Origin of the sequence: Achromobacter sp. Root83, from assembly GCF_001428845.1 — a bacterium.
Classification (GTDB): Bacteria; Pseudomonadota; Gammaproteobacteria; order Burkholderiales; family Burkholderiaceae_B; genus Achromobacter.
Map to the genome: position 1 here is coordinate 451,023 of NZ_LMIU01000022.1, position 20,978 is coordinate 472,000.

General features: G+C 67.1%; 23 protein-coding genes. 6 read left to right on the forward strand and 17 right to left on the reverse strand.

All coding sequences use genetic code 11. From position 1 onward, the window contains the following. Positions 1-17: 17 nt before the first annotated feature. Complete coding sequence (locus tag ASE30_RS17815; protein WP_057285600.1) at positions 18-1,112, reverse strand: M14 family metallopeptidase; 1,095 nt, start codon at positions 1,110-1,112, stop codon at positions 18-20. Between the two features lie 235 nt (positions 1,113-1,347). On the opposite strand from ASE30_RS17815, the gene ASE30_RS17820 reads away from it, so the two are divergent. Then, positions 1,348-2,055: a FadR/GntR family transcriptional regulator gene (locus ASE30_RS17820; protein WP_057285601.1), complete on the forward strand. Its 708-nt coding sequence runs from the start codon at positions 1,348-1,350 to the stop codon at positions 2,053-2,055. A 36-nt stretch (positions 2,056-2,091) separates the two neighbouring features. Here ASE30_RS17820 and otnK read toward each other — a convergent pair whose 3' ends face one another. The 16 genes from otnK to ASE30_RS17900 all read right to left on the reverse strand — a co-directional run bounded on the left by otnK (position 2,092) and on the right by ASE30_RS17900 (position 16,915). Further along, complete coding sequence (otnK, locus tag ASE30_RS17825) at positions 2,092-3,345, reverse strand: 3-oxo-tetronate kinase (RefSeq protein ID WP_057285602.1); 1,254 nt, start codon at positions 3,343-3,345, stop codon at positions 2,092-2,094. Further along, entirely contained in the window at positions 3,342-4,250 is a 909-nt protein-coding gene (gene ltnD, locus ASE30_RS17830) for an L-threonate dehydrogenase (protein ID WP_057285603.1), read from the reverse strand. The genes otnK and ltnD overlap by 4 nt, the downstream gene beginning before the upstream one ends. 41 nt (positions 4,251-4,291) lie before the next feature. Then, positions 4,292-5,266, reverse strand: coding sequence for a D-erythronate dehydrogenase (denD, locus tag ASE30_RS17835; protein WP_057285604.1), 975 nt, complete (start codon positions 5,264-5,266; stop codon positions 4,292-4,294). A 10-nt stretch (positions 5,267-5,276) separates the two neighbouring features. After that, the gene (gene otnI, locus ASE30_RS17840) at positions 5,277-6,062 is read right to left on the reverse strand and encodes a 2-oxo-tetronate isomerase (RefSeq protein WP_057285605.1); all 786 of its coding nucleotides are present in this window, start codon (positions 6,060-6,062) and stop codon (positions 5,277-5,279) included. A gap of 37 nt (positions 6,063-6,099) precedes the next feature. Continuing rightward, positions 6,100-7,431 (reverse strand): MFS transporter, encoded by a 1,332-nt coding sequence (locus ASE30_RS17845; RefSeq protein ID WP_057285606.1) that lies wholly within the window; start codon positions 7,429-7,431, stop codon positions 6,100-6,102. 73 nt (positions 7,432-7,504) lie between these two features. Then, positions 7,505-8,143, reverse strand: a complete 639-nt coding sequence (locus ASE30_RS17850; protein WP_057285607.1) for an aldolase — start codon at positions 8,141-8,143, stop codon at positions 7,505-7,507. A gap of 169 nt (positions 8,144-8,312) precedes the next feature. Further along, complete coding sequence (locus ASE30_RS17855; protein WP_057285608.1) at positions 8,313-9,449, reverse strand: hypothetical protein; 1,137 nt, start codon at positions 9,447-9,449, stop codon at positions 8,313-8,315. Then, on the reverse strand, positions 9,446-10,585 hold the full coding sequence (locus ASE30_RS17860) for a hypothetical protein (protein WP_057285609.1): 1,140 nt from the start codon (positions 10,583-10,585) through the stop codon (positions 9,446-9,448). Before ASE30_RS17860 ends, ASE30_RS17855 begins: the two co-directional genes overlap by 4 nt. A gap of 16 nt (positions 10,586-10,601) precedes the next feature. Then, complete coding sequence (locus ASE30_RS17865; protein ID WP_057285610.1) at positions 10,602-10,940, reverse strand: SMR family transporter; 339 nt, start codon at positions 10,938-10,940, stop codon at positions 10,602-10,604. 2 nt (positions 10,941-10,942) lie between these two features. Then, positions 10,943-11,824, reverse strand: coding sequence for a decaprenyl-phosphate phosphoribosyltransferase (locus ASE30_RS17870; RefSeq protein WP_057285611.1), 882 nt, complete (start codon positions 11,822-11,824; stop codon positions 10,943-10,945). Then, positions 11,821-12,444, reverse strand: a complete 624-nt coding sequence (locus ASE30_RS17875) for an HAD-IB family hydrolase (protein WP_057285612.1) — start codon at positions 12,442-12,444, stop codon at positions 11,821-11,823. The genes ASE30_RS17870 and ASE30_RS17875 overlap by 4 nt, the downstream gene beginning before the upstream one ends. 258 nt (positions 12,445-12,702) lie before the next feature. Then, positions 12,703-13,116 carry a carboxymuconolactone decarboxylase family protein gene (locus ASE30_RS17880; RefSeq protein ID WP_057285613.1) on the reverse strand — a complete coding sequence of 138 codons (414 nt, stop codon included), beginning with the start codon at positions 13,114-13,116 and terminating at the stop codon, positions 12,703-12,705. A gap of 177 nt (positions 13,117-13,293) precedes the next feature. Then, positions 13,294-13,749: a hypothetical protein gene (locus ASE30_RS17885; protein ID WP_057285614.1), complete on the reverse strand. Its 456-nt coding sequence runs from the start codon at positions 13,747-13,749 to the stop codon at positions 13,294-13,296. Between the two features lie 11 nt (positions 13,750-13,760). Further along, positions 13,761-15,362 (reverse strand): hypothetical protein, encoded by a 1,602-nt coding sequence (locus ASE30_RS17890; RefSeq protein WP_057285615.1) that lies wholly within the window; start codon positions 15,360-15,362, stop codon positions 13,761-13,763. 1 nt (position 15,363) lies between these two features. After that, positions 15,364-16,293 carry a hypothetical protein gene (locus tag ASE30_RS17895; protein WP_235515292.1) on the reverse strand — a complete coding sequence of 310 codons (930 nt, stop codon included), beginning with the start codon at positions 16,291-16,293 and terminating at the stop codon, positions 15,364-15,366. A 151-nt stretch (positions 16,294-16,444) separates the two neighbouring features. Next, a complete protein-coding gene (locus ASE30_RS17900; RefSeq protein WP_057285616.1) occupies positions 16,445-16,915 on the reverse strand; it encodes a hypothetical protein in 471 nt (156 codons plus the stop codon). 177 nt (positions 16,916-17,092) lie between these two features. Here ASE30_RS17900 and ASE30_RS17905 point away from each other — a divergent pair, with 177 nt between their 5' ends. The 5 genes from ASE30_RS17905 (at position 17,093) to ASE30_RS17925 (ending at position 20,978) form a co-directional block, all read left to right on the forward strand. Beyond that, a complete protein-coding gene (locus ASE30_RS17905; RefSeq protein WP_057285617.1) occupies positions 17,093-17,680 on the forward strand; it encodes a hypothetical protein in 588 nt (195 codons plus the stop codon). 110 nt (positions 17,681-17,790) lie between these two features. Continuing rightward, entirely contained in the window at positions 17,791-18,456 is a 666-nt protein-coding gene (locus tag ASE30_RS17910) for an RNA polymerase sigma factor (RefSeq protein ID WP_057285618.1), read from the forward strand. A gap of 2 nt (positions 18,457-18,458) precedes the next feature. Then, a complete protein-coding gene (locus ASE30_RS17915; RefSeq protein WP_057285619.1) occupies positions 18,459-19,067 on the forward strand; it encodes an anti-sigma factor in 609 nt (202 codons plus the stop codon). Further along, positions 19,064-20,503: a caspase family protein gene (locus tag ASE30_RS17920; protein WP_057285927.1), complete on the forward strand. Its 1,440-nt coding sequence runs from the start codon at positions 19,064-19,066 to the stop codon at positions 20,501-20,503. Before ASE30_RS17915 ends, ASE30_RS17920 begins: the two co-directional genes overlap by 4 nt. Before the next feature lie 85 nt (positions 20,504-20,588). Then, positions 20,589-20,978, forward strand: coding sequence for a hypothetical protein (locus ASE30_RS17925; protein WP_057285620.1), 390 nt, complete (start codon positions 20,589-20,591; stop codon positions 20,976-20,978).

The following is a 20,978-nucleotide window of genomic DNA, read 5'->3' on the forward strand; positions in this document are numbered from 1 at the left end:
CGCGAATCGGTGAGTGGCTACCCGCCTGCTTCCAGGCCGCACAGCGCCTGCAGCACGGCCACGCGGCTCTGGCCCAGAACCATGCCCTGCCAGTCTTCCTGGCCGCAATAGAACGCGTCCAGCGTGGCCTGCAGGATGTCGCGGCGCAGCGCCTCGTCGGCCTCGGGATGCGCGCGCAGCCAGTTTCGCCCGCGCAGTGCATGCACCACGCCTTCCCATGGCAGGGTGCCGAATTCCAGCGCCATCAGGGTCGGCACCGCATCCGGGCAGGCTTGATAGATCAGTCCGGCCAGATGGCCGGTAATGTCCACCGACGCGGACGTGCCCTGGTAGGGCACCGCGATGTCGCTGCCCCACCATTGGCGCGCGCGCGCCACTTCGGCATCGTCGCGCCGGCCGGCGTAGATCTTCTCGCCGTGGCCGCGCGGCCCCAGCCCCGTATGCACATCGATCCAGCCTATGTGCGCGTAGCGGCTGGCGTGCGCCCGCAGGATGGTCCGCAGATTCAGGAGCGACGGGGCGTGGCGGCCGCCACCGTAGAAGAGACCGTCGGCATGCGTGTACTGGCCGCGCGAGACGGCCTGTATCGTCGCCGCCTGGCCGTGCTTGTCCAGATAAAGGGCGATGTCCCGACGATTCTTCTCCGTGGGCGGCCATTCCGGTGGCAGCAACAGGCCATGGATATCGCCATAGCCCGGATTGGCCGGCAGCGGGCTGCCGTCGAACGGCTGGGCGTTGCGGTTCAGATCCACATTGCCTTCGTCGGTGCGCGCGATCCACGAGAACCCGTACGGATTCACCGCATGCACCAGCAAGAGCGCCACACCCGCCCGGCGCGCGCGTTCCAGCATGGGCGCGTCGTCCAGCAGGGCAAGCTGACAGCCCGAACCGCAGAACCCTTCGACCCCGTGCGTGGCCGACGTCATGATCAGCAGGCGCCGGGCGTCGGCGTCGCCGATCAGAGCCACATCGGTGGCCAGCGGTTCGCCCTGGCTGCCGGCGGGATCGATGGCATAGGACTCGATGAGCGCCGCCACGGGCTGGGCCCCGGCCAGGAATCGCTCGCGCGCCTGCGCGTAGCTGCTCGAGAAATAACGGGTCAAGGCTGGCATGGCAGGACTCCTGGTTATCGAGGTCATGGACGCTGCGGTCGCGTCTCCGCCAAGGACGGAGACACCCCAGACCGTACACCACCGGCATGCCTGTTGTGCGCGCGGACTTCGGAAATCGTGCGGCCAGGACGCCCATGGCGACCGCAAACCCGCCGATGGACCGGGTTATCATTGGCTCCTGGCGCCGCCGATGACTTCGAGACCGGCTATTTCGCCTTCTCTCCTGTCCCTGTCCATGGCGTTTCCCCGACTTCCCTCTCCTCCCACCCTGACCGACACGGTCGCCAAGCGCCTGCTCGCCGAGATCGACGAGGGTCGCGTGCTGCCCGGCGAAAAGCTGCCCACCGAAAGCGCCCTGGCGGAACAGTTCGGCGTCAGCCGCACGGTCATCCGCGAAGCCGTGTCGCGGCTGCGGCAGGACGGCGTGGTCGAAGCGCGGCAAGGCAGCGGGGTTTACGTCACCGGCCATACCGGCAACAGAGCGCTGCGGATCGACGCGGCCGAGCTCTCCACGCTGGATGCCGTGCTGCATATCGTCGATTTGCGCCGCGCCCTGGAAACCGAGATCGCGGCGCAGGCCGCGGCGGGACGCAGCAAGCAGGACATGGCGGACATCGACGCGGCACTGGCCGCGATCTCGCAGGCCGTGGACAACGGCGGAGACGGCGTGCAGGAAGACGTCGCCTTCCATCGCAGCATTGCGCGGGCCACCGGCAACCCCTATTTCATGACGACGCTGGCATTCGTCAGCCAGTTCCTGGAAGCGGCCACGCGCGTCACGCGCGGCAACGAGGCCCGCCATGCCAACCTGATGCGCGACGTGCTGCAAGAGCACATCGCCATCGTCGAGGCCATCCGCCGCAAGGACATCGACGGCGCGCGCGAAGCCGCCCGCATCCACATGGTGAACGCGGCCAAGCGGCTGAGCCAGGCGCATCGCTGATCCCGGCGGCCTCCGGCCCCCGTCCGCGCCAAACGCCTACAGGAACGCCTTCGTGAAGAAGTCCGGCGTGCCGAAGTTTCCGGACTTCAGCGCGATGCTGATATCGCCCCCCGCCACCGGCGCATAACCCGCGCACCACGGCACGCCCGGATCGATCTGCTCGCCGATCGCGATCTGCTCCAGCCCCAGCGCCTGCACCACCGCGCCGGACGTCTCGCCCCCCGCCACGATCAACTGCCTGACGCCGCGCTCCACCAGCCCGGTTGCGATGCGTGCGATGGCCGACTCGATCATGGCGCCCGCGCGGTCAGCGCCCAGCGCGCCTTGAGTCTGCCTGACCGTGTCGGGCTGCGCCGTCGAATAGATGAGCACCGGACCATCCTGCATGCGCGGCTCTGCCCAGGCCAGCGCCTGGCCCACGACGTCTTCGCCCGCGGCCAGTTTCATCGGGTCCAGCGCCAGCGCCGGCCGGCCGCTTTCGATGAAGGCGGCCACCTGCCCGTTCGTGGCGGTGGAGCAGCTTCCCGCCACCACCGCCTGCAACCCCTGCGCGCGCGCCGTGCTGGCCGCGCTGACGGCCGCCAGCCCCCAGTTCCCGGGCAGGCAGATCGCCACCCCGGAGCCGGCCGTGACCAGCGGCATGCCGCGCAGGGCCGGGCCCAAGGCCAGCAGATCGTCGTTGGACACGGCATCGACGATGGCGATCTCGATGCCTTGCGCCGTCAGTTCCTGGATGCGGGCGCGGATGGCATCGCTGCCGCGCGCGACGACGCCGTAATCGATCAGGCCGACCCGACGCGAGGTCTGCGCCGCCAGCACGCGCACCAGGTTGGGATCGGTCATCGGGGTCAGCGGATGGTGCTGCATGCCGGATTCGTTCAGCAATACATCGCCGGCAAACAGATAACCCTTGAACACCGTGCGCTTGTTGTCGGGAAACGCCGGGGTGGCAATGGTAAAGGCCGTGCCCAGGCTGGCCATCAGCGCATCGGTGACCGGCCCGATATTGCCCCTTGGCGTGCTGTCGAACGTGGAGCAGTACTTGAAATAGATCTGTTCGGCGCCCTGCGCCCGCAGCCATTGCAGCGCCGCCAGCGACTGCGCCACGGCCTCTTCCGCCGGCAGGGTGCGGGTCTTCAGCGCGACCACGACGGCATCCGCGTCGTCACGCAACGGCGCGCCGGGAATGCCGATGGCCTGCACCGTGCGCATGCCCGCGCGGACCAGGTTGTTGGCCAGATCGGTGGCGCCCGTGAAATCGTCGGCGATACAGCCCAGCTTGATGGTCATTTGGCCTCCGGCAGGGAAATGCCCGGGAATATCTTGATCACCGCGCTGTCGTCCTCGCGGCCATGGCCGGCCGTGGATGCCTGCATGAACATCTGATGCGCGGTAGACGCCAGCGGCAGCGGAAAGCGGGAGTGCCTTGCGGTGTCCAGCACCAGCCCCAGGTCCTTCACAAAGATGTCCACGGCGGACAGCGGCGTGTAGTCGCCGGCCAGCACGTGGGCCATGCGGTTTTCGAACATCCAGCTATTGCCCGCGCTGTGCGTGATGACCTCATACAGGGCATCGGCGTCCACGCCTTCGCGCAGGCCCAGCGCCATGGCCTCGGCGGCGGCCGCGATGTGCACGCCGGCCAGCAACTGGTTGATGATCTTGACCTTGCTGCCCGCCCCGGCGCTGTCGCCCAGGCGATAGACCTTGCCCGCCATCGATTCCAGCACCGGCAGGCAGGCCTCGTAGGCCGCAGCGTTGCCCGCGGTCATCATGGTCATCTGGCCCGCGGCCGCCTTGGCCGCGCCGCCGGAGATGGGCGCGTCCAGGTACAGGATGCCCTGCCCGGCCAATCGCGCTTCCATGGCGACGGACCAGTTGGGATCCACGGTGGAACACATGACGAATACGGAACCCGGCCGCAAGGCGGCGGCGATCCCGCCGTCGCCATACAGCACGGCCTCGGTCTGCTGCGCGTTGACGACCACGCTGATCACGATGTCGCAGGCGGCTGCCATGTCGGACAGGCACGCGCATGCCACGCCGCCCTGCGCCGCGAAAGCCGCGGCGGCGTCCGGACGGATGTCGTACACATGCACGGCATGTCCGGCGCGGCGCAGGCTTTGCGCGATGCCCGCGCCCATGGCGCCCAGGCCGATCACGCCAACGCGGCGTGGTGTTTCTGTGGAAGTTGTCATGTCGTCTTTCGTCCGTCGCGGGAAGGGGGTAGGAATGCGCTTCAGCGCGGCAGGTCGTCGGCCATGTAGGCCCGGATGATGTCGGCGAAGCTTGCGTCGCCTTTCAAGCCCAGCCGCGCCGCGCGCGTGGTGTCCCAGCGGCCCGGCCAGCTTCCGACGATGCGTTCCACGCGTTCGTCTGCCTGCCAGCCGATGCGGTCGGCGACCTCGTCGCCCGCGACGTCACGCAAGGCCTGCGCCATCTCGGCCACGGTGACCGACACGCCCGGCAGGTTGATGGGCGCGCGGTCCGCGACCGCGCCCGCCTCCAGTTCGCAGCCCGCGATCAGGGCCTGGATCGCGCCGCGCGGCGACAGCAGCCACAGACGCGTATCGGCGCCGACCGGACACACCGCCGGCTCGCCATTCAAGGGTTCACGGATGATGCCGCTTGCGAACGAGGACGCCGCCGCATTCGGGCGTCCGGGACGCACGCTGATGGTGGGCAGACGCAGTACGCGCCCGTCGACGAAGCCGCGCCGCGTGTAGTCGGCCAGCAGCAGCTCGGCGATCGCCTTTTGGGTGCCGTAGGACGATTGCGGATTGAGCGCGGTGTCGTCGCGCACGGTTTCCGGCAAGGCGCCGCCATACACCGCCACCGAACTCGTGAAGATCACGCGCGGCGTGTGGCCCCGCGCGCGGCAGGTCTCCAGCAGGGCGCGCGAAGCATCCAGATTGATGCGCATGCCCAGGTCGAAGTCGGCCTCCGCCTGTCCGCTGACGATGGCCGCCAGATGGAAGATGGCGCGGGTATCGGCGTCGATGGCCTGGCTCAGCACCGCCGGTTCGGCGATGTCGCCCACCAGCGGGCGCACGCGCGGGTCCGTCAGCGCGTCCGGCTTGACGACATCCAGCAGGCCGATTTGCGTGATGGCCTGGGGCTTGCCGCCATCGAGCGTTAGCGTGCCCTGCTCCAGCAGTTTGCGGGCCAGCCGCTGGCCCAGGAATCCCGCGCCGCCAGTGATCAGTATCTTCATGATGGAGTGCTCAACGATTGGATAGATAGGGTTGGGCCCAGCCCAGGCCTTGGGAAGTGCCTGCCCTGGGACGGTATTCGCAGCCGATCCAGCCGGCATAGCCCAGCGCGTCGATGCGCTGGAACAGGTACGGATAGTTCAGTTCGCCCAGGTCCGGTTCGTGCCGGTCCGGCACCCCCGCCACCTGGATGTGGCCGATGCCCGCCATGTCGCGCTCGAGCTTCACGGCGATGTCGCCCTCGACGATCTGGCAGTGGTAGATGTCGAACTGCACCTTCAGGTTGTCCGCGCCCACCTCGGCCCGGATGGCCTGGGCGTCATCCTGCCGGTTCAGGAAAAAGCCGGGGATGTCGCGCGTGTTGATGGGTTCGATCACCACCGTCACGCCGGCGGTAGCCGCCGTGCGCGCCGCCAGCGCCAGATTCTTCAGATAGACGTCGCGATGCACGGCGCGCTCCTGCCCGGGACCGATCAGGCCCGCCATCACATGCAGGTGGCGGTTGCCCAGCACGGCAGCGTATTCCAGCGCCTGGTCCAGTCCGCGCCGGAACTCGTCTTCGCGGCCCGGCAGCGACGCGATGCCGCGTTCGCCCGCCGTCCAGTCGCCGGGCGGCGCGTTGAAGAGAGCCTGCGTCAAGCCGTGTGCGTCCAGCCGCGATTGGATCTCGGCGGCCGCGAACTCGTACGGAAACAGAAACTCCACGCCCTCGAACCCGTCGGCCGCCGCGGCGGCGAACCGGTCCAGGAAGGGATGCTCCGTGTACATCATGCTCAGGTTTGCTGCCAGGCGCGGCATGTCGATTCCTTTATGTGCTGTGGTTGCGGGCGGCGCGCTAGCGGTTCACCAGCTTGGCCGGCGTGAACCAGACGGCGATGGCGCCGATGACCAGCACGCCCGCCAGCACATACATGCCCGACGCGGTGGAACTGGTCAGATCCTTCAGGTAGCCGATCATGTAGGGGCTGGCAAAGCCGGCCAGGTTGCCCACGGAGTTGACGATGGCGATACCGGCCGCGGCCGCCGTGCCTGACAGGAACGCCGTCGGCAGCGACCAGAACAGCGGCGCGCACGTCAGCACGCCAGCGGCCGCCATCGACAGGAAGACCAGCGACACCGCGGTGTTGTCGGCGAAGGAAGCCGCCGCCATGAAGCCCACCGCACCCGCCAGCGCCGGCACGATCAGATGCCAGCGGCGTTCGCGCCGCTTGTCGGCCGAGTGGCCCAGCAGGTTCATCACCACGATGGCGCAAAGAAAGGGAATCGCGCTGAGCAGACCGATATTGAAGGCGCCCGTGACGCCAGTCGATTTGATCAGGGTGGGCATCCAGAACGTCAGCCCGTACTGCCCCGCGACGAAGGCAAAGTAGATCAGGCACATCCACCACACGCGCTTGTCGGCGAATACCGCGCGCAGCGAATGCTTCTGGGTTCCGGCCTGCTTCTGGTCGTGTTCGATCTCGCGCGTCAGCAGCTTCTTCTCGTTGTCGCTCAGCCATTTGGCGCTGGATATGCCGTTGTCCAGATACATGATGGTGACCACGCCGATCAGCAGCGCGGGGACCGCCTCGATCAGGAACATCCATTGCCAGCCCTGCAGGCCGTGCGTGCCGTGGAACGCTTCCATGATCCATCCCGACAGCGGATTGCCGAAGATGCCGGCCACGGGAATGGCCGACATGAACAGGGCGATGATCTTCGCGCGGCGATGGGCCGGGTACCAATAGGTCAGGTACAGGATCACGCCTGGATAGAAGCCGGCCTCGGCCAGGCCCAGCAGGAATCGCAGGACGTAGAAGCCCGTCGGGGTTTCGACGAACATGAACATGCCCGACAGAATGCCCCACGTGATCATGATGCGCGCGATCCAGATCCGTGCCCCCAGCCGATGCATCAGGAGGTTGCTGGGCACCTCGAACAGAAAGTAGCCGATGAAGAATACGCCGGCGCCCAAGCCGAACACGGTTTCGCTGAACCCCAGGTCCTCCGACATCTGCAGCTTGGCGAAGCCGACGTTGACACGGTCCAGGTAAGCGATGACATAGCAAAGCATCAGGAACGGCACGAGCCGCCAGAACACCTTGGCATAGGCGCGAGCGGTTTCGCGGGACTCGGGCGGCGACGACGCCGCGGGCGCGGCGTTAGAGGCCAATTCCATCGGGGGCATGACTAGTCTCCAAAAGGGATGCGCCGCCTTGGTCCGCGAGGCCGCGGCCGGCAGCTTTCTACGAAAAGCGGGTTTAGTAGCGCGCCCCGAAGGCCGCGCGCAGTTCCTCGATGGCATCGGCGGACAGCGGCGCCGGCCGGGGATGGCTCATCAGCCACAGGCGGGCCGTTTCCTCCAGCTCTTCCAGCGCATACGACGCATGCGGCACCGAGCGTTCCCACACCACGGGACCCAGCCGTTCGAACAGCGCGCCGCGCACCTGGGCGGCCACGGCGGCGACCTCGGCCGCCGCTTGAGGGTCGCCGGGGCGGCGGTAACCGATCAACGGGATTCGTCCAACCTTCATGACCTGATAAGGCGTGATCGGCGGCAGCACTTCGTCCTGCCGCCACACGCCCGCAAGCGTCAACGCGACCAGATGCGTGGAATGCGTGTGCACGATGCCGCGCGACTCGGGGCTGGCGCGATAGATGCCCTGGTGCAGGACCAGCGTCTTGGACGGCTTGCCGCCCGCGACCCAGTTGCCGTCCAGATCGACCTTCGACAGTTCGGCGGGATCCAGGCGGCCCAGGCAGACATCGGTAGGCGTGATCAGCCAGCCGTCGTCCAGCCGGGCGCTGATGTTGCCGGCCGCGCCCACGGTGTAGCCGCGCTGGTAGAGGCTTGCGCCGATGGTGCAGATCTCTTCGCGGATGCGGGCTTCTTCAGTCATGAAACGCCCCCGGGGAACGGGGGCGGACAGCACAAAGCAATGACGGCCAAGCCTGCATGATGACGTGTCTCTTGAATAGAAGTTATCGGGTCATCATACAAATTTTGCAAACGTGAGGATATGGGGTAAACCCGAGCCACACGCAAAAGAGGAGAGGCGCGCGGGTGCGCTACCCCCCCGCCCGGGCAGAGGGGGCAACGGTCATCCAGCCTGTCAGGGCCGTCGCCATCAAGAGCAGCAGCGAGGGGTACAGCATGCTCAGGTTGCGCGCCTCTCCCGCCGCCGCGAACAACAGGAACAAGGGCACATTGACGGCGAGAGCCGCCAGGACATGCAGTCGGAACGCGGCCGGCAAGCGGCCCCAACCGGCGGCGGCCAGGCCCGCGATCGCCAGCATCATCACCGCGCTCAGGCCTTTGGGCAGCGTTACGCCATACGTGTTTTCCGTGCGGAACCAGTTGCCCGGATCCAGGAAGTAAAAGAGGTTGGCGCCCGGCTGGAAGCTCACCGTGCCGCCCGGATTGCCGGCATAGCGCACGCGCATCGCCAGATACACGCAGCCGCAGATGAATGCCAGCAGGCCCACCACGGCCGCGGCCTGCAGCCGCGGCAGGCGGAGCCGCAGCAGCGGATACAGCGTCAACACGAAGAAAAGGAACGCCTCTTTGTTCCACGCACCGACCGCCGCGACGGCCGCCAGCAATCCCAGCCGAACCGCGGTCCGGACGGGCGATTCGATCGGAATGCGCCATGCCAGCAGCATCGCGCAGGCCATGAACAGCACTTCGAAGAAATCGTAGAAGTAGCCGCCCTCGGTCAGGAAGAACGGCAGCATCAGGGCCATGGCCAGCGGCGCGACGGTCGCGGCGGGCGCACTGGCCCCGGCCCGCAGGCACAGGGCGCGCATCGCGAACAGCGAGCCCAGCAGCGCCAGGAAGGCCAGGTAGTAGACGATGTGATAGCGCAGCGTGACGGACGGCTGCAATGCCTCGGAGGCCGGAAAGCGCATCGCCAGCCCCGAGCGGCTGTTCACGCGGCGCGGCTCCGCAAGGCGCTCGGATATCCGCTCCACGGTTGCCGCCGGCAGCAGGGACTGGACGCCGTTGGCGATGGCGGGCGCGAACTGCCGGTACACGTAGGGCCGATACGCCGTGCCGTCCACCATCGACGCCAGCGAACTCGGCCCATGGCCATCGTTCAAGCGCCATTTCGTGTAGAAGCCATTGAACGCCGCCGCGGCGACCGTCACGTACAGCAGCACCATCAGAAACCGGCGGTAGGCCGCGCTGGTGAAGAAACGCGTCATGAGGCTTGCACCGCGTTGGCGGGACTTGCGCTGGCCGGCAGCGCCAGCCATTTCGACAGCGACAGCGCCGTCAGGCACAGCAGCGACGGATACAGCATGCTCAGGTTGCGCAATTCGCCCGGCGAGCAGAACAGCACGAACAGCGGCATGTTGATGGCCAGCGCCACCCACGCGTGTTGCCGCAAGGCCTGCGGCAGACGCCCCCAGCCGTTGATGGCGAGGCCGACGAACGCCAATATGGTCACGATGCCGAAGCCGCGCGGCAACAGCACCCCATACGTGCTTTCCGTGCGCACCCAATTGCCGGGATCAACGTAAAAGCGCAGGTTGTCCAGCAACTGGTAGTCCACGGTCGAACCCGGATTTCCGGCGAATCGAATGCGCAGCGCCAGATACACGCAGCCGCAGACCACCAGCAGCCCCGCCACCAGGGCGGCCGCGGGCACGCGCGGCAGATTGCGCCGCAGCAGGGGATACAGGGCCGGTGTGAAAAAGAAGAAGGCTTCCTTGTTCCAGGTCGCCAGCCCGGCCACCACCAGCAGGGCCAGCAGGCGCAGCGGCGTTCGATGCGACGCGTTCATCGCCAATAGGACCGCGATCATCATGAACATCAGTTCGACGAAGTCGTAGAAATAGCCGCCCTCGGTCAGGAAAAAGGGCACCAGCAGCGCAAGCACGGCCGGCGCCGCCGTCGCGGCCACGGCGTCCGCGCCCGCTTGCAGGCACACGCGCCGCATGACGAACAGGGATGCCAACAGCGCGAAGAACGTAAGGTAGTAGACCAGGTGGTAGCGCAGCGTGACCGCGGGCATCATCGCTTCGGACCCCGGAAAGCGCATCGCCAGTCCCGACCGGCTGTTCACCCGCCGGGGCTCCGTCAGCCGTTCCGACACGCGCGCCACGGTCGCCTGCGGCAGCATCGCCTGGATGCCATTGGCCAGCGCGGGCACGAACTGCCGGTACACGTACGGGCGATGGCCCGTGCCTTCGACCAAATACGAAAGCCCCAGCGAGGGATGGCCGTCGTTCAGACGCCACTTCGTGTAGAAGCCGTTCATCACGGCGGCCGCAATCACGATATAGGCGCAGCACAGCAGAAACCAGCGATAGCCCGCGCTACTGAAAAAACGTGTCATGGAATGCCCGTAAGCCCTATTTCGAGATCAGGAAAACGCCGAGTGCGATAAGGGCCGCACCCGCCAGGCGCATGGCGGAGACGGATTCGGCGCCGACCAGCAGGCCGTAAAGAAACACCCCCGCGACCGCGAACGCGACCATCAGCGGATAGGCCAGCGTCAGATCCAGTTGGCGCAGCGCCAGCGCGTAGAAGCCAAAACCCAGCCCGTAGGCCCCAATCGCGGCCAGATAGGGCAGCGCTTGCGCCGTGAAGGGCAGCGCGACCGCCGCCGACGAATTGGCCCCCGCGGCCTTGAGCGCCACGCTGGCGGCCACGCTGCACGCCGCGCTGAGGACCAGCCATAGATATGCCATCGTCACGCTCCCACCAGCAGAACCACCACAATCACCCAGGCCAGCACCGCCATGCGTATCTGGTTGTCGGCCAGCAGATCGCGGCCCGGCTCTTCGCCCGACCCGCCCTTGTACAGCAGATACATGTAGCGGAAAACGCCAAAGGTCACGATGGGCAGGGTGATGACCAGATGCTGGGTGCCGTGCAACGCCGCGGTCTCGGCATCCACCGTGTACAGGCCGTACGCCAGCAGGGTTGCGCTGGCGGTGATGGCGACCAGGTTGTCCAGCAATTGCGGGGAATAGTGCCGCAGCACAATGCGCGTGCTGCCTTCCATGGCAAGCGTTCCGCCCGGCATCGCGACCATTTCGGCACGGCGCTTGGCGAACCCCAGGAACAGGGTCAGCATGAAACTGCACAGCAGCATCCAGCGCGAAGGAACAATGCCCACCGCGTAGGTGCCGCAGGCCAGCCGGATCATGAAGCCGGTGGCGATGCAGAACACATCGACCAGCACTTTGTGCTTCAGGCGCAACGTATAGGCGATGTTCAGAATCAGATAGCAGGCCACGGCCAGCGCCACCGCCCATAGCCCGGTGGCCAGCGGCAGGCCCAGCGCCCCGCAGAACAACACCGCGATCAGCGCGCGGGCCGCCGGCAGCCCGACCCGGCCGCTGGCGATCGCGCGATGGCGCTTCTTGGGATGGGCGGCGTCGGCGGCCCGGTCGTGATAGTCGTTCAGCACGTAGGCCGCGCTGGACGCCAGGCAAAACGCCACGAAGCCCACGCCCACGCTGAATACCAGGCGCGGATCCGACCAGCCATGGCTGAAGATCAGGCCGATCAGGACAAACCCGTTTTTCAGCCATTGCTGCGGACGCAGCAGCGAAAGGATGCCGTTCATGGCTTCACCGCCTGGCCGCGATACCACGCGTGCTGCGCGGCATCGATCATCCATTGATCGCCGCGGCTGTCGCCGTACGCGTGGAGTTCGTACTGGTCCTGGGAACCGAAGCGCTCGATCAGGCGGCGCATTTTTTCGGGGCCCCAGCAATTGGCGCCGTCGAAGCCGCCGGTGAGCCGTCCCTGGCCGTCCACCGCCATCCGCGTACAGATCAGGTCGTCGAAACCCAGGTAGCGCGAAACCTCTTCCAGATAGATGTCGGGCGACGCGCTCACCAGCACGCAATGGTCGCCGCGCTGCTGATGCCAGCGCAGCCGTTCCACCAGCGTGGGGCGCAAGGGAATGGTGTGTACCCACGCGCGCGCGACATGCGCCAGTTCGGCCCGCGACCGGCCCTTGAGCGCGGCGCGGCATAGCGCCATCTTGGCGTATTCATTGCTGCGCAGGCGCACGGCGAACCCGGTCAAGGCGGGCGCGGCCTGCAGCAACGCCCCAAGCAGCCTGGTCCATGAAAGATGGGCCAGGAACGGGACAAAGGTGTCGCGCTGCGTCAGCGTGCCGTCGAAGTCGAAGGCCGCGATCACACGCGCAGGGACAGGAAACTGGGATTGTGTAGCCATGCTGCTTTCGCGGCGAAATCGGGCAAGCCGGCCCGCCGCAAACGATGCTGGAAAAAAGCCGGCGCTAAAAACGCGAAAGCGTTTACTCGCACGCCGGCTCATCTGGACGTGGAGCTGAAGGCTCAACCCTACGTTTTATATCAAATATTGTTTATTTGTAACACAATTACAGCGGATTGATCAAACCTCTGGCGTTTGCTCCGGCACGGCGCAGCGTGGCCGCGAAGCGCCGCGCCCCCACCGGCGCGCTCGGTGTGATCATGGTTGCTGCGCCTTGAAGGCGCCCTCTTCTTCCAGCACCTGATTGGCCGCCTTGAAGGCGTCCAGGCCGGCGGGAATGCCGCAATATACGGTGGCCTGCAGCAGGATTTCCTTGATCTCTTCCACGGTCACGCCATTGTTCAGCGCACCCTTGACGTGCAGCTTGAGTTCGGCCGGACGGTTCAGTGCCGTCAGCATGGCCAGGTTCAGCATGCTGCGTGTCTTCTTTTCCAGGCCGGGACGGCCCCAGGTATAACCCCAGCACCACTCCGTGGTGATGTGCTGGAACGCCATCATGAAGTCATTGGCGCGGGCCAGCGAACCGTCTACGTACTCGCTGCCCAGCACCTCGCGGCGCAGGTCCAGGCCCTGGTCGAACAGGGCTTGGGATTCGGATTTGATGTCTGCCATGGGGTCCTCGTGGGATGTGGACGGGCCTTGAACAGCGGCCGCCGCCTGTCGGTCGTCCGATTGTCGGCTGGGGCTCTTCGGGCGGTCAACCGGTTGATTGTCAGACAATATGGCTGGCGCCGGCACGCAGTGCGTATCCGTCACCCGCGCACGCGGTACGTCCACCGCAGGAATTGCTTACAGCGAATACCGATAATCGCAATTCAGGGTGGCCTTGAGCGGGTTCGCGGTCTGTACGCCGGCGGCCGCGCGCGGCCGGGGCGCCGTCAGCTTGGCCTGGAAGGTTCCGACGACATCGCCGTCGGCGTTCTTCTTCACCGCCACGCTGGCGGGCAGCGCATAGAGCGTCAGCGCGACACCCTCTGCGGGCACCCGCAGCACGAACACCGACTGCGCAAAATCCGACACCACAAGGCTGCCCTCGTGGGCGTCGGCATTGAATGCCAGATCCGCGCCCGCATAGCTCAGCGTCACGTCCAGATCCTCCGAGGACGGCGACGGGATGACACCCTTCAAGCCCACCTTGCCGCTATCCGACACGCAGGACAGCTCGGCAGGGGCGGACCCGGCGTGGGCGGTGCCCAGAATCAGGCCGGCCAACAGCAGGCAGGAAAGGGATGCTTGTGCGGTCATAGTGGGTGTCCTTAGGCGTCGCCGTGATAACCATACCGGATGCCGTTCAACACCCGCGTGCGCACCATCTCATTGAAGGGGTAAGTGTAGGCCTGTCCCACCACCACCACGTGCGCGACGTTGGCCAGCACGCGGCGGCGCAACGCCTGGCCGATGGATTCGTCGTCCTGGCCTGGCCCGACGCGGGACATCTGCAGAAAGAGCTCGCTTTTCGTGATGCCGTTCTGCATGAAGGAAAACGCCGTCCACACGCAGACCAGGGTCATGATCAATGCCAGTCCGGCGGCGCGCGTCGCGGTGCGTCCCGGTGCCTGTCCGGCGGGCGTGCGCAACCAGACCAGCAGTTTGGCGATCAGGTACAGCAGCTTGGCGAAGTGGCCCACCGCGCCCAGCAGCGAACACAGCAGCGCCACGGGCGGCACGATCGCCGCGCGCGCGGCGTCCTCGCCCAGTTTGTGATGCTGGCCGCCGCGGGTAAAGTCCACGCTCCGCGCGGAAAAGCGGGGCAGCGCCTCGTCAACGGCGCGGTCCAGCATGCTGTCGTAAAGCCGCTTGAAGCCGGCCGCGTCGGTATAGTCGACAGCCACCGGCATGTTGGCCGGCACCATGAGCGTCTGGCGCAGCAGCTTCTGCACGCCGGGACGCGCCACGAAATCCTCGTACGACAGCCCCGGCGGGATAGCGTCGCCTTCGACATGCACGGTGCGGCTGCGCATGGTTTTCCAGTACTGCCGCGCAACCGCGTCGTTGAAGGCGGCCCGGTCATGAGGCTGCCAGTCGCCGGGCACGGGAATACGCTTGCGCACGTCCTGCACCACCCGGCCCTGATAGCGCGCGGGCACGTTCTCCGGCGTCCAGCCGCGCCGGGAAAGGTTTCTGCGATAGTCGCCCCAGGCGCGGTCCTGCTCGCGCGCCAGACCGATGTCGGACGCCACCGGCACGCCCGCATACTTCCTCCAGCGTTCCGCCACCGACTGCATCACGCTGGTGTAGACCTGGTGGTAGCCGCGGATGCCCGGCGCCGTCATGCGGACCTGCCGGTCATCGAAGGTGAACGTCTTCATCTGCCGCTGCAGGTCGGTGCGGATCACCTGGCGCTTCTTGGGCTCGACCTTCTCGTCCAGGTTGTCGATGTTGGACAAGAGCACCTGGAAGACCGCCAGAAACGCCTTCCCTTCCGGTCGCGCGTAGACCTCGTCGTCCACCAGGCCGTCCAGGTGCAAATCGCCCTGCACGAGCGCGCGCTGCAGCAGGCCGGAATTCGTGGCGATGCGGCGGAAATCTCCATCGCGCGTGTCCACCAGCACATTCACCATGAACTTGATCGCGCTGAACACGACGAACGCGGTGAGCCCGCAGGCCAAGGCGATCTTCCAGTACGACGGCCGGCCGCCGGCGCGCAGCCGCCGGGCCAGCAGGAGCTGCAGCACCACCAGCGCGGCGGCGATTCCCGACAGCGTGCGGCCGAAGAACTCCAGCTCTTCAATGTCGTGCGGCGTGGCGCGGCTGCCGACCACGTCCAGCAGGCGCGCGTTGAATCCCAGTTCGAAGCCGAGGTAGATCACCGTCAGCACGATCAGGAAAAGAATCTGGCGTATCTGGGCTTGCTTCACATCAATCTCTCAGGTCCAGCCGGGTCGACGTGATCTCTTCCTCGGGCAGGTCCAGCTTGGCTGGCGTGCGCGAGGCGCCGCCGGATTGGGGCGCGGCGTCCGCCGCTGCAGGGGTGCGCTGCGGCGGCGGCGCGATGCGCCCGTTCGCCTGACTGCCGGCGGCCGGCGGCCTGCTGGCCGTCCCCGGTACGCCCGACCCGGCCGGGCGAGCGGGCGTTCCGGGCTTGGCGGGCTTGCCCGCCTTGCCGCCCGCGGCTGGCGCCGGCGGCGGATAGACGCCGTGCACCCGCAGCGATTCCAGATAGCCCGGCGGATACAGCGCTTCGTCGGCGAACGGCTTGGCGCGCGGGTTCATGCCGGCCACCGTCTTCACGTCGCCACGGCGCATGCGGCCATCCTGCGTGTAGACAAAGCGCTCGACCCGGGCGCCCTTCGGAAAATCGAAAGTCATGGCGCTGCCGCCGTCCTGCACCAGCACAGCGGGCCGGTCGCGGCAGTTGCCGAGCTCCCAGGACAGCACATCGGCCCCTTCGATCGCCAGCACGGTGTAGCGATAGTCGCAATTGCGCCGCTGCGTCTCGATGACCACCACCGTGCGCGCGCCGATATTCTCGGTGCGGGCGATGCGGGCCGCGTCCACATTGTTCAAGGGGATCACGCGCTGGCTGCCCGACAGCTTGACCGAGAACCGGGTTCCTTCGCGGCGCAAGGTGCCTTCGCCGCCGCTCTGCAGCGCAAACTGCCCGATCTCGGTGCCGAACAGGGCGGCGGTGTCCACGCCATAGGTGTACCCGCCCCGGGAATTGGTCTTGACGGCGCAAGCGCTCAACCCTCCCAGGAGCAGCAGCGCGGCCAGCAGCCGCAGTGCCAGCGGGCGCAGGGAGGGCGGTCGGACGAAAAGCGGAGACAACAAAAGCAGGCGCATCGACATCGTGGTCACGGGAAATGCAGCCGCCACCGGCGCGAAAGCCCTTGGGCATTCCCCCGCCGGCAGGGGCTGGTTTCGTCAAAGCCCTGCAATGTATCTCAAAGTTACAACGCAGGAACAGGCTTGTTTCAATTCCGCCATGCCGCAAGCGGCCTTATTTAGCGGGTTTCGCTGCGCCCTGGCTCAGTTCCAACGCGTCTTTCAGCACCTGGCCGGCGCTGTGACGGATGGCCGACACGCAACGCGCGACGATGGCGCGCAGCAGTTCCGGGGCGGGAAGCTTGTCCGGCGCGGCCACGAAACTCTCGATCGACGCCGACACGCGTCCGGCCGTGGGGCCGCTGGCCGCCTGCACGCTCAGCTTGACGGCCTTGCAACCGTGGTTGACCGCGTTGACCACCTCCAACAGTTGCAGACGGGTCACGCCCAGCTCGTTCGCGTCGACAAAGCTGGGATAGACCAGGCGCATGAACTCCGGATCGGATTCCGACAGGCTGAAGAACATGGTGCCCAGATCGGGATGGCGGAACAGCACATCGCCATCATCGTCGACGCGGGCGACGAGGCCCAGTTCTTCCTGGACGACGCTTTGATAAAGGGCGGCAAGCGGGGTGAGGTTGGACATGCTGGAACGCTCCGTGTGGATGATGGCGGCGGGACAATCCGCGCCCTTGCCGACTGCTACGCCCCGGCCCGGAAAAGGTTCGGAAAATCTTCCGCGAAAAAAAATCGAACCTTTTCCGCCGCCAGGCGTAGCCATCCATGCAGGCACCCCGCCTACCCCATCCGAAAAGGAAAGACCATGCAAGGAAAAGAGCTGCGCGACGTGCTGACGCTGGCCAAAACCCACGGCAGCCGCTGGGCCTCCGTTGCCGTCACCCGGGTCAATCGCGGCGACGCGGTGGCCGCACTGCTGTTTCTGCTGGCCACCACCGTGTTCTCGGTGATCACCGTGCGCATGATGGGTTCGCAGGTCGGTATCAGCTTCTACGACCTGCTGCGCCTGCTCAACGGCGGCGACGTGCAGGGCGCGATGGCTGGCCAGGGCTCGGGCGCTGGCATCTACGCGCTGCTGTGGCTGCTGGCCGTGGCCGGTCCCCTGCTGCCCTCTCTGCTGCCGCAACGCGCCGCCAGGCTGGGCTACTTCGTGCCGCTGGCGCTATGGGGCATCACCCTGGCCGGCGTCATCTCCGAAGTGCGCGAATTCATGAACGCCAGCCGCCAACTGGCCGGCTTCATGGGCAATTCGCGCGGCAGCCGCAACATGGCGCAGGACGTGGCCTCGACCATCTGGAACAGCCTGAGCTTCGGGTTCGGCCTTTATCTGTCGCTTGCAATCGCGCTGGGCTTCGCCGTCCGCGGCGTCATGATCCTGCGCCGGCGCGCTTGATTTTCTGGCGATGCACGGCTAAGGTGCCGTCGCCCCCGTTCCGAGGGCGCCGGCACCTTTTCGCCGATGGGCAGACCTTCCACGTCCAGCCCGGCACCAGAATCTGAATCATGAATACGCTCGACCCCAAGCGCTACGTCATCAACAACGTCGACGCGCTCCTGCGCATCATGCATGCCGATCCGCGTTATGCGCTGGACTTCCGCAACAAGGCCGAGCAGCACATCACGCTCAAGCTGCGCAAGAAGTTCTTCAACACTTCGCCCGACGGCGTCATCGATGCCTTCAACAGCGCGTTGTTGAAATTCCTGCAGACGCGCACGTTCCGCGACGAGGGCTTCCTGCACGGCCAGCCCGCCGAAGGCTGGGCCGCGCACGAACTGGCGCTGAGCAAGCTTGGGGGCTATCTGTACCGCGGTTCTCTGCACGAGCTCATCCAGGCGCATCGCCGCACCCGTCACGAAGTGCAATGGAAGGCGCCGCCCGACGATGGCGCCGACGCCGCCAGCGCCTTCGACGAGGCCGAGGACCTGGGCGACCCCTCGCCCTTCGCCGACCCCGCCCGCGCCTACGAACACCTGTCGGTCGTCAAGCGCATGCGCGATTGCCTCAACAAACTCAGCGACACCCTGCGCGCCACGATGTTCCTGTATCTGGACGAGATGCCGATGGAACAGATCGCGAAACTGCAGGACCTGCACGTGCCCACCGTCAAGAGCCGATTGCACGCCGCGCGCAAGCTCGTGGCCGAATGCACGCGCAAAGGAATGGACTGACCATGCCTGAAGACAAAGTACTGTCCTACCTGTCCGGAGAACTGGACCCCGCCGCGCGCCGCGCCTTTGAAGCCGAACTGGCGCGCGACCCCGCGCTTCGGGCCGAGGTCGACGATTGGCGCTGGCTGGCCCAGGCGCGCCAACTGGCGCACAACGAGATCGGCCAGGCCGACCGCGATAGCGCGTTTCTGCGCGCGCTGGCCGCGAGCGCGCCCGCCACATCCGCGCCACGATCCGCCGGACGCCGCCTGTGGCAGTGGATCTGGCCCACGCCCTCCGGCCTGCTGATGCCGCTGGGCTGGGCGCTGGCCATCATGTTGTCCGTTGTGGTGGTGCTGCAAGCGCCGCGCGAGGACGTATTTTCCGATGGCGTGGCAACGCGCGGCGGCGGCGCCTGCCCCCGCCTCGCGGTGGATCTTCCCGACGGCGTCACGGCCCGGCAATTACGCAACACCCTGTCCCAGTACGCCGTGTCCATCGTCTCGGGACCGGACGAGGACGGCCGCTTCGTACTGGCGTCCACCCGCGAATCCTCGTTGCGCGACGCCGCCTCGGCGCTGGGCGCGCTATCCGCAACGCCCGCGCCGGCCGGCGCGTGCCCGCGGCCGTGAAGACGATCGTGACGGCGCCGGGCAGCCAGAAACGCTCGACACGCCGGCGCCTGCTGACCGCGGCGCTTGGCGCCGGCCTGCTGGCCCTGCACGCAAGCGGCGGCACCAACCCCGCGCCGGCGCCGGTCCCCGCCAAGCGGCGGTACGCGCTGGTCATCGGCAACGCACGCTATGCCGTTGCCGCCAACACCCTGGCCAATCCGGTGAACGACGCGCGTCTCGTGGGCGATTCGCTGCGCAAGCGCGACTTCGATGTCACCGTGCTGACCGACCTCACCACCGCGCAGATGGAAGCCGCGGTCGACGAGTTCGCGGCGCGCGCCACGGGCGCGGACCTGGCCATGCTCTACTTCGCCGGCCACGCCGTGGCGCTGGACGACGTGAACTATCTATTCGGCGTCGAACTGCCCTTGCCGCTGGGCGAGGTGCGCATCAGCACGGCGCAGCAAAGTTCGCTAAGCATGCGGCGCGTGTCGCAAACGCTGCGCCGCGCCCAGATCCGGGCGCGGCTGCTGGTACTGGACGCCTGCCGCACCAACCTGACGCGCGGCGCGTCCAGCGCCGGTCTGATCCACACCGTGCCCGCGGGCGGCGAGTTGATTGCGTTTTCGACACAACCCGGCGCCACGGCCGAAGACGGCTTCGGCCGCGACGGACCGCGCCACAGCCCCTACGCCTTCTACTTCGCGCAAGGACTGGACGCGATGCCCGCGTCCGCGCCCGTCGAGAACTTCTTCAAGCAGCTCACCGGCGACGTGCAGGTGGCCACCGCCCACAGGCAGATCCCCCACTACGCCAGCAGCCTCGTCGGCACGGTCACCTTCACCAGCCTGGCCGATGGCCAGACGCCCGCGGTGCCCGGCGGCCATGCCGCGCAGCCAGGGCGCGGCCCCTCTCCCACGCTGGGGCGCGACCTGATCAAGGACCGCATGAGCGCGTGGGAGTATGAGATCGAACGCGGCGCGCAGTACCTGGATGAACCCCGGCTGGAATCGCTCACCGCGCGCGCCCGGGCGGGCGACGTGGTGGCCATGACCACCTTGGGCCTGATTGCCGAAAACGGCGATCACGTCGAACAGAATTACAAGACCGCCGCGCTCTGGTATCAGCGCGCGGCCGACCAGGGCTTCGCGCCCGCGCAGACCTATCTGGGCGAACTCGCCGGCATGGGCCGGGGCGTGGCCAAGAACTACAACGTGGCCGAGCGGCTGTTTCGCGAGGCCGCCGAGGCCGGGCACCGCCGCGCCGCCCTGAATCTGCTGGACTTGAAGGTGCGCATGGGCCAGCCGCTAGACCCGCGCGAATGGGCGACGGTGCTGCAGGATGCGGCGCGCAACCCGCCGGGGTTTCCGCTGCCCGGCATGCCGCCCATCCAGGGCATGCCGGACATGCCCTGGATGCGGGCGCTGGGCGGGCGCTTGCCGGGCCAGCCCTGATTCCGGAGACGGCGCGGCGGCGGCCGCCCGGCGCGGCCCGGCGATCGGCTAGGATGGAGGCGTTGTCCATCGGAAGGAGCGCTCCATGCCATCACTGAGACACTACGCCTGCGCGGCAGCCTTGGCCGCTGCCCTGCCCTTCGCGGCGCACGCCGAAAGCATCACCCTGCAAGTCGCACAGGCCACCGCCGGCGCCGATCCGCACACCAACGCCCGGGTCGTGGACATCCAGCTCAAGCCGGAAAGCGGCAAGGCCCTGGCCGATTTCACCCGTGACCGCGTCGGCAAGCGCATTCAGCTACGGTCGGGCGGCGTCATGCTCTCCTCGGCCACCCTCATGAGCCCGCTGGAAGGTGACAGCCTGCGCATCACCGCCGGCCAGCACGGGTTCGCCGGAAAAACCGCCGAAGAGATCGCCCAAGGCATCATGAAGGATGGCGGGCTGACGGTGGACGACGAAAACACCGCCAAGTAG

Coding starts and splice junctions, on each gene's coding strand:
- ASE30_RS17815 (WP_057285600.1), bottom strand. CDS start 1,112: ATGCCAGCCTTGACCCGTTATTTCTCGAGCAGCTACGCGCAGGCGCGC.
- ASE30_RS17820 (WP_057285601.1), top strand. CDS start 1,348: ATGGCGTTTCCCCGACTTCCCTCTCCTCCCACCCTGACCGACACGGTC.
- otnK (WP_057285602.1), bottom strand. CDS start 3,345: ATGACCATCAAGCTGGGCTGTATCGCCGACGATTTCACGGGCGCCACC.
- ltnD (WP_057285603.1), bottom strand. CDS start 4,250: ATGACAACTTCCACAGAAACACCACGCCGCGTTGGCGTGATCGGCCTG.
- denD (WP_057285604.1), bottom strand. CDS start 5,266: ATGAAGATACTGATCACTGGCGGCGCGGGATTCCTGGGCCAGCGGCTG.
- otnI (WP_057285605.1), bottom strand. CDS start 6,062: ATGCCGCGCCTGGCAGCAAACCTGAGCATGATGTACACGGAGCATCCC.
- ASE30_RS17845 (WP_057285606.1), bottom strand. CDS start 7,431: ATGCCCCCGATGGAATTGGCCTCTAACGCCGCGCCCGCGGCGTCGTCG.
- ASE30_RS17850 (WP_057285607.1), bottom strand. CDS start 8,143: ATGACTGAAGAAGCCCGCATCCGCGAAGAGATCTGCACCATCGGCGCA.
- ASE30_RS17855 (WP_057285608.1), bottom strand. CDS start 9,449: ATGACGCGTTTCTTCACCAGCGCGGCCTACCGCCGGTTTCTGATGGTG.
- ASE30_RS17860 (WP_057285609.1), bottom strand. CDS start 10,585: ATGACACGTTTTTTCAGTAGCGCGGGCTATCGCTGGTTTCTGCTGTGC.
- ASE30_RS17865 (WP_057285610.1), bottom strand. CDS start 10,940: ATGGCATATCTATGGCTGGTCCTCAGCGCGGCGTGCAGCGTGGCCGCC.
- ASE30_RS17870 (WP_057285611.1), bottom strand. CDS start 11,824: ATGAACGGCATCCTTTCGCTGCTGCGTCCGCAGCAATGGCTGAAAAAC.
- ASE30_RS17875 (WP_057285612.1), bottom strand. CDS start 12,444: ATGGCTACACAATCCCAGTTTCCTGTCCCTGCGCGTGTGATCGCGGCC.
- ASE30_RS17880 (WP_057285613.1), bottom strand. CDS start 13,116: ATGGCAGACATCAAATCCGAATCCCAAGCCCTGTTCGACCAGGGCCTG.
- ASE30_RS17885 (WP_057285614.1), bottom strand. CDS start 13,749: ATGACCGCACAAGCATCCCTTTCCTGCCTGCTGTTGGCCGGCCTGATT.
- ASE30_RS17895 (WP_235515292.1), bottom strand. CDS start 16,293: ATGTCGATGCGCCTGCTTTTGTTGTCTCCGCTTTTCGTCCGACCGCCC.
- ASE30_RS17900 (WP_057285616.1), bottom strand. CDS start 16,915: ATGTCCAACCTCACCCCGCTTGCCGCCCTTTATCAAAGCGTCGTCCAG.
- ASE30_RS17905 (WP_057285617.1), top strand. CDS start 17,093: ATGCAAGGAAAAGAGCTGCGCGACGTGCTGACGCTGGCCAAAACCCAC.
- ASE30_RS17910 (WP_057285618.1), top strand. CDS start 17,791: ATGAATACGCTCGACCCCAAGCGCTACGTCATCAACAACGTCGACGCG.
- ASE30_RS17915 (WP_057285619.1), top strand. CDS start 18,459: ATGCCTGAAGACAAAGTACTGTCCTACCTGTCCGGAGAACTGGACCCC.
- ASE30_RS17925 (WP_057285620.1), top strand. CDS start 20,589: ATGCCATCACTGAGACACTACGCCTGCGCGGCAGCCTTGGCCGCTGCC.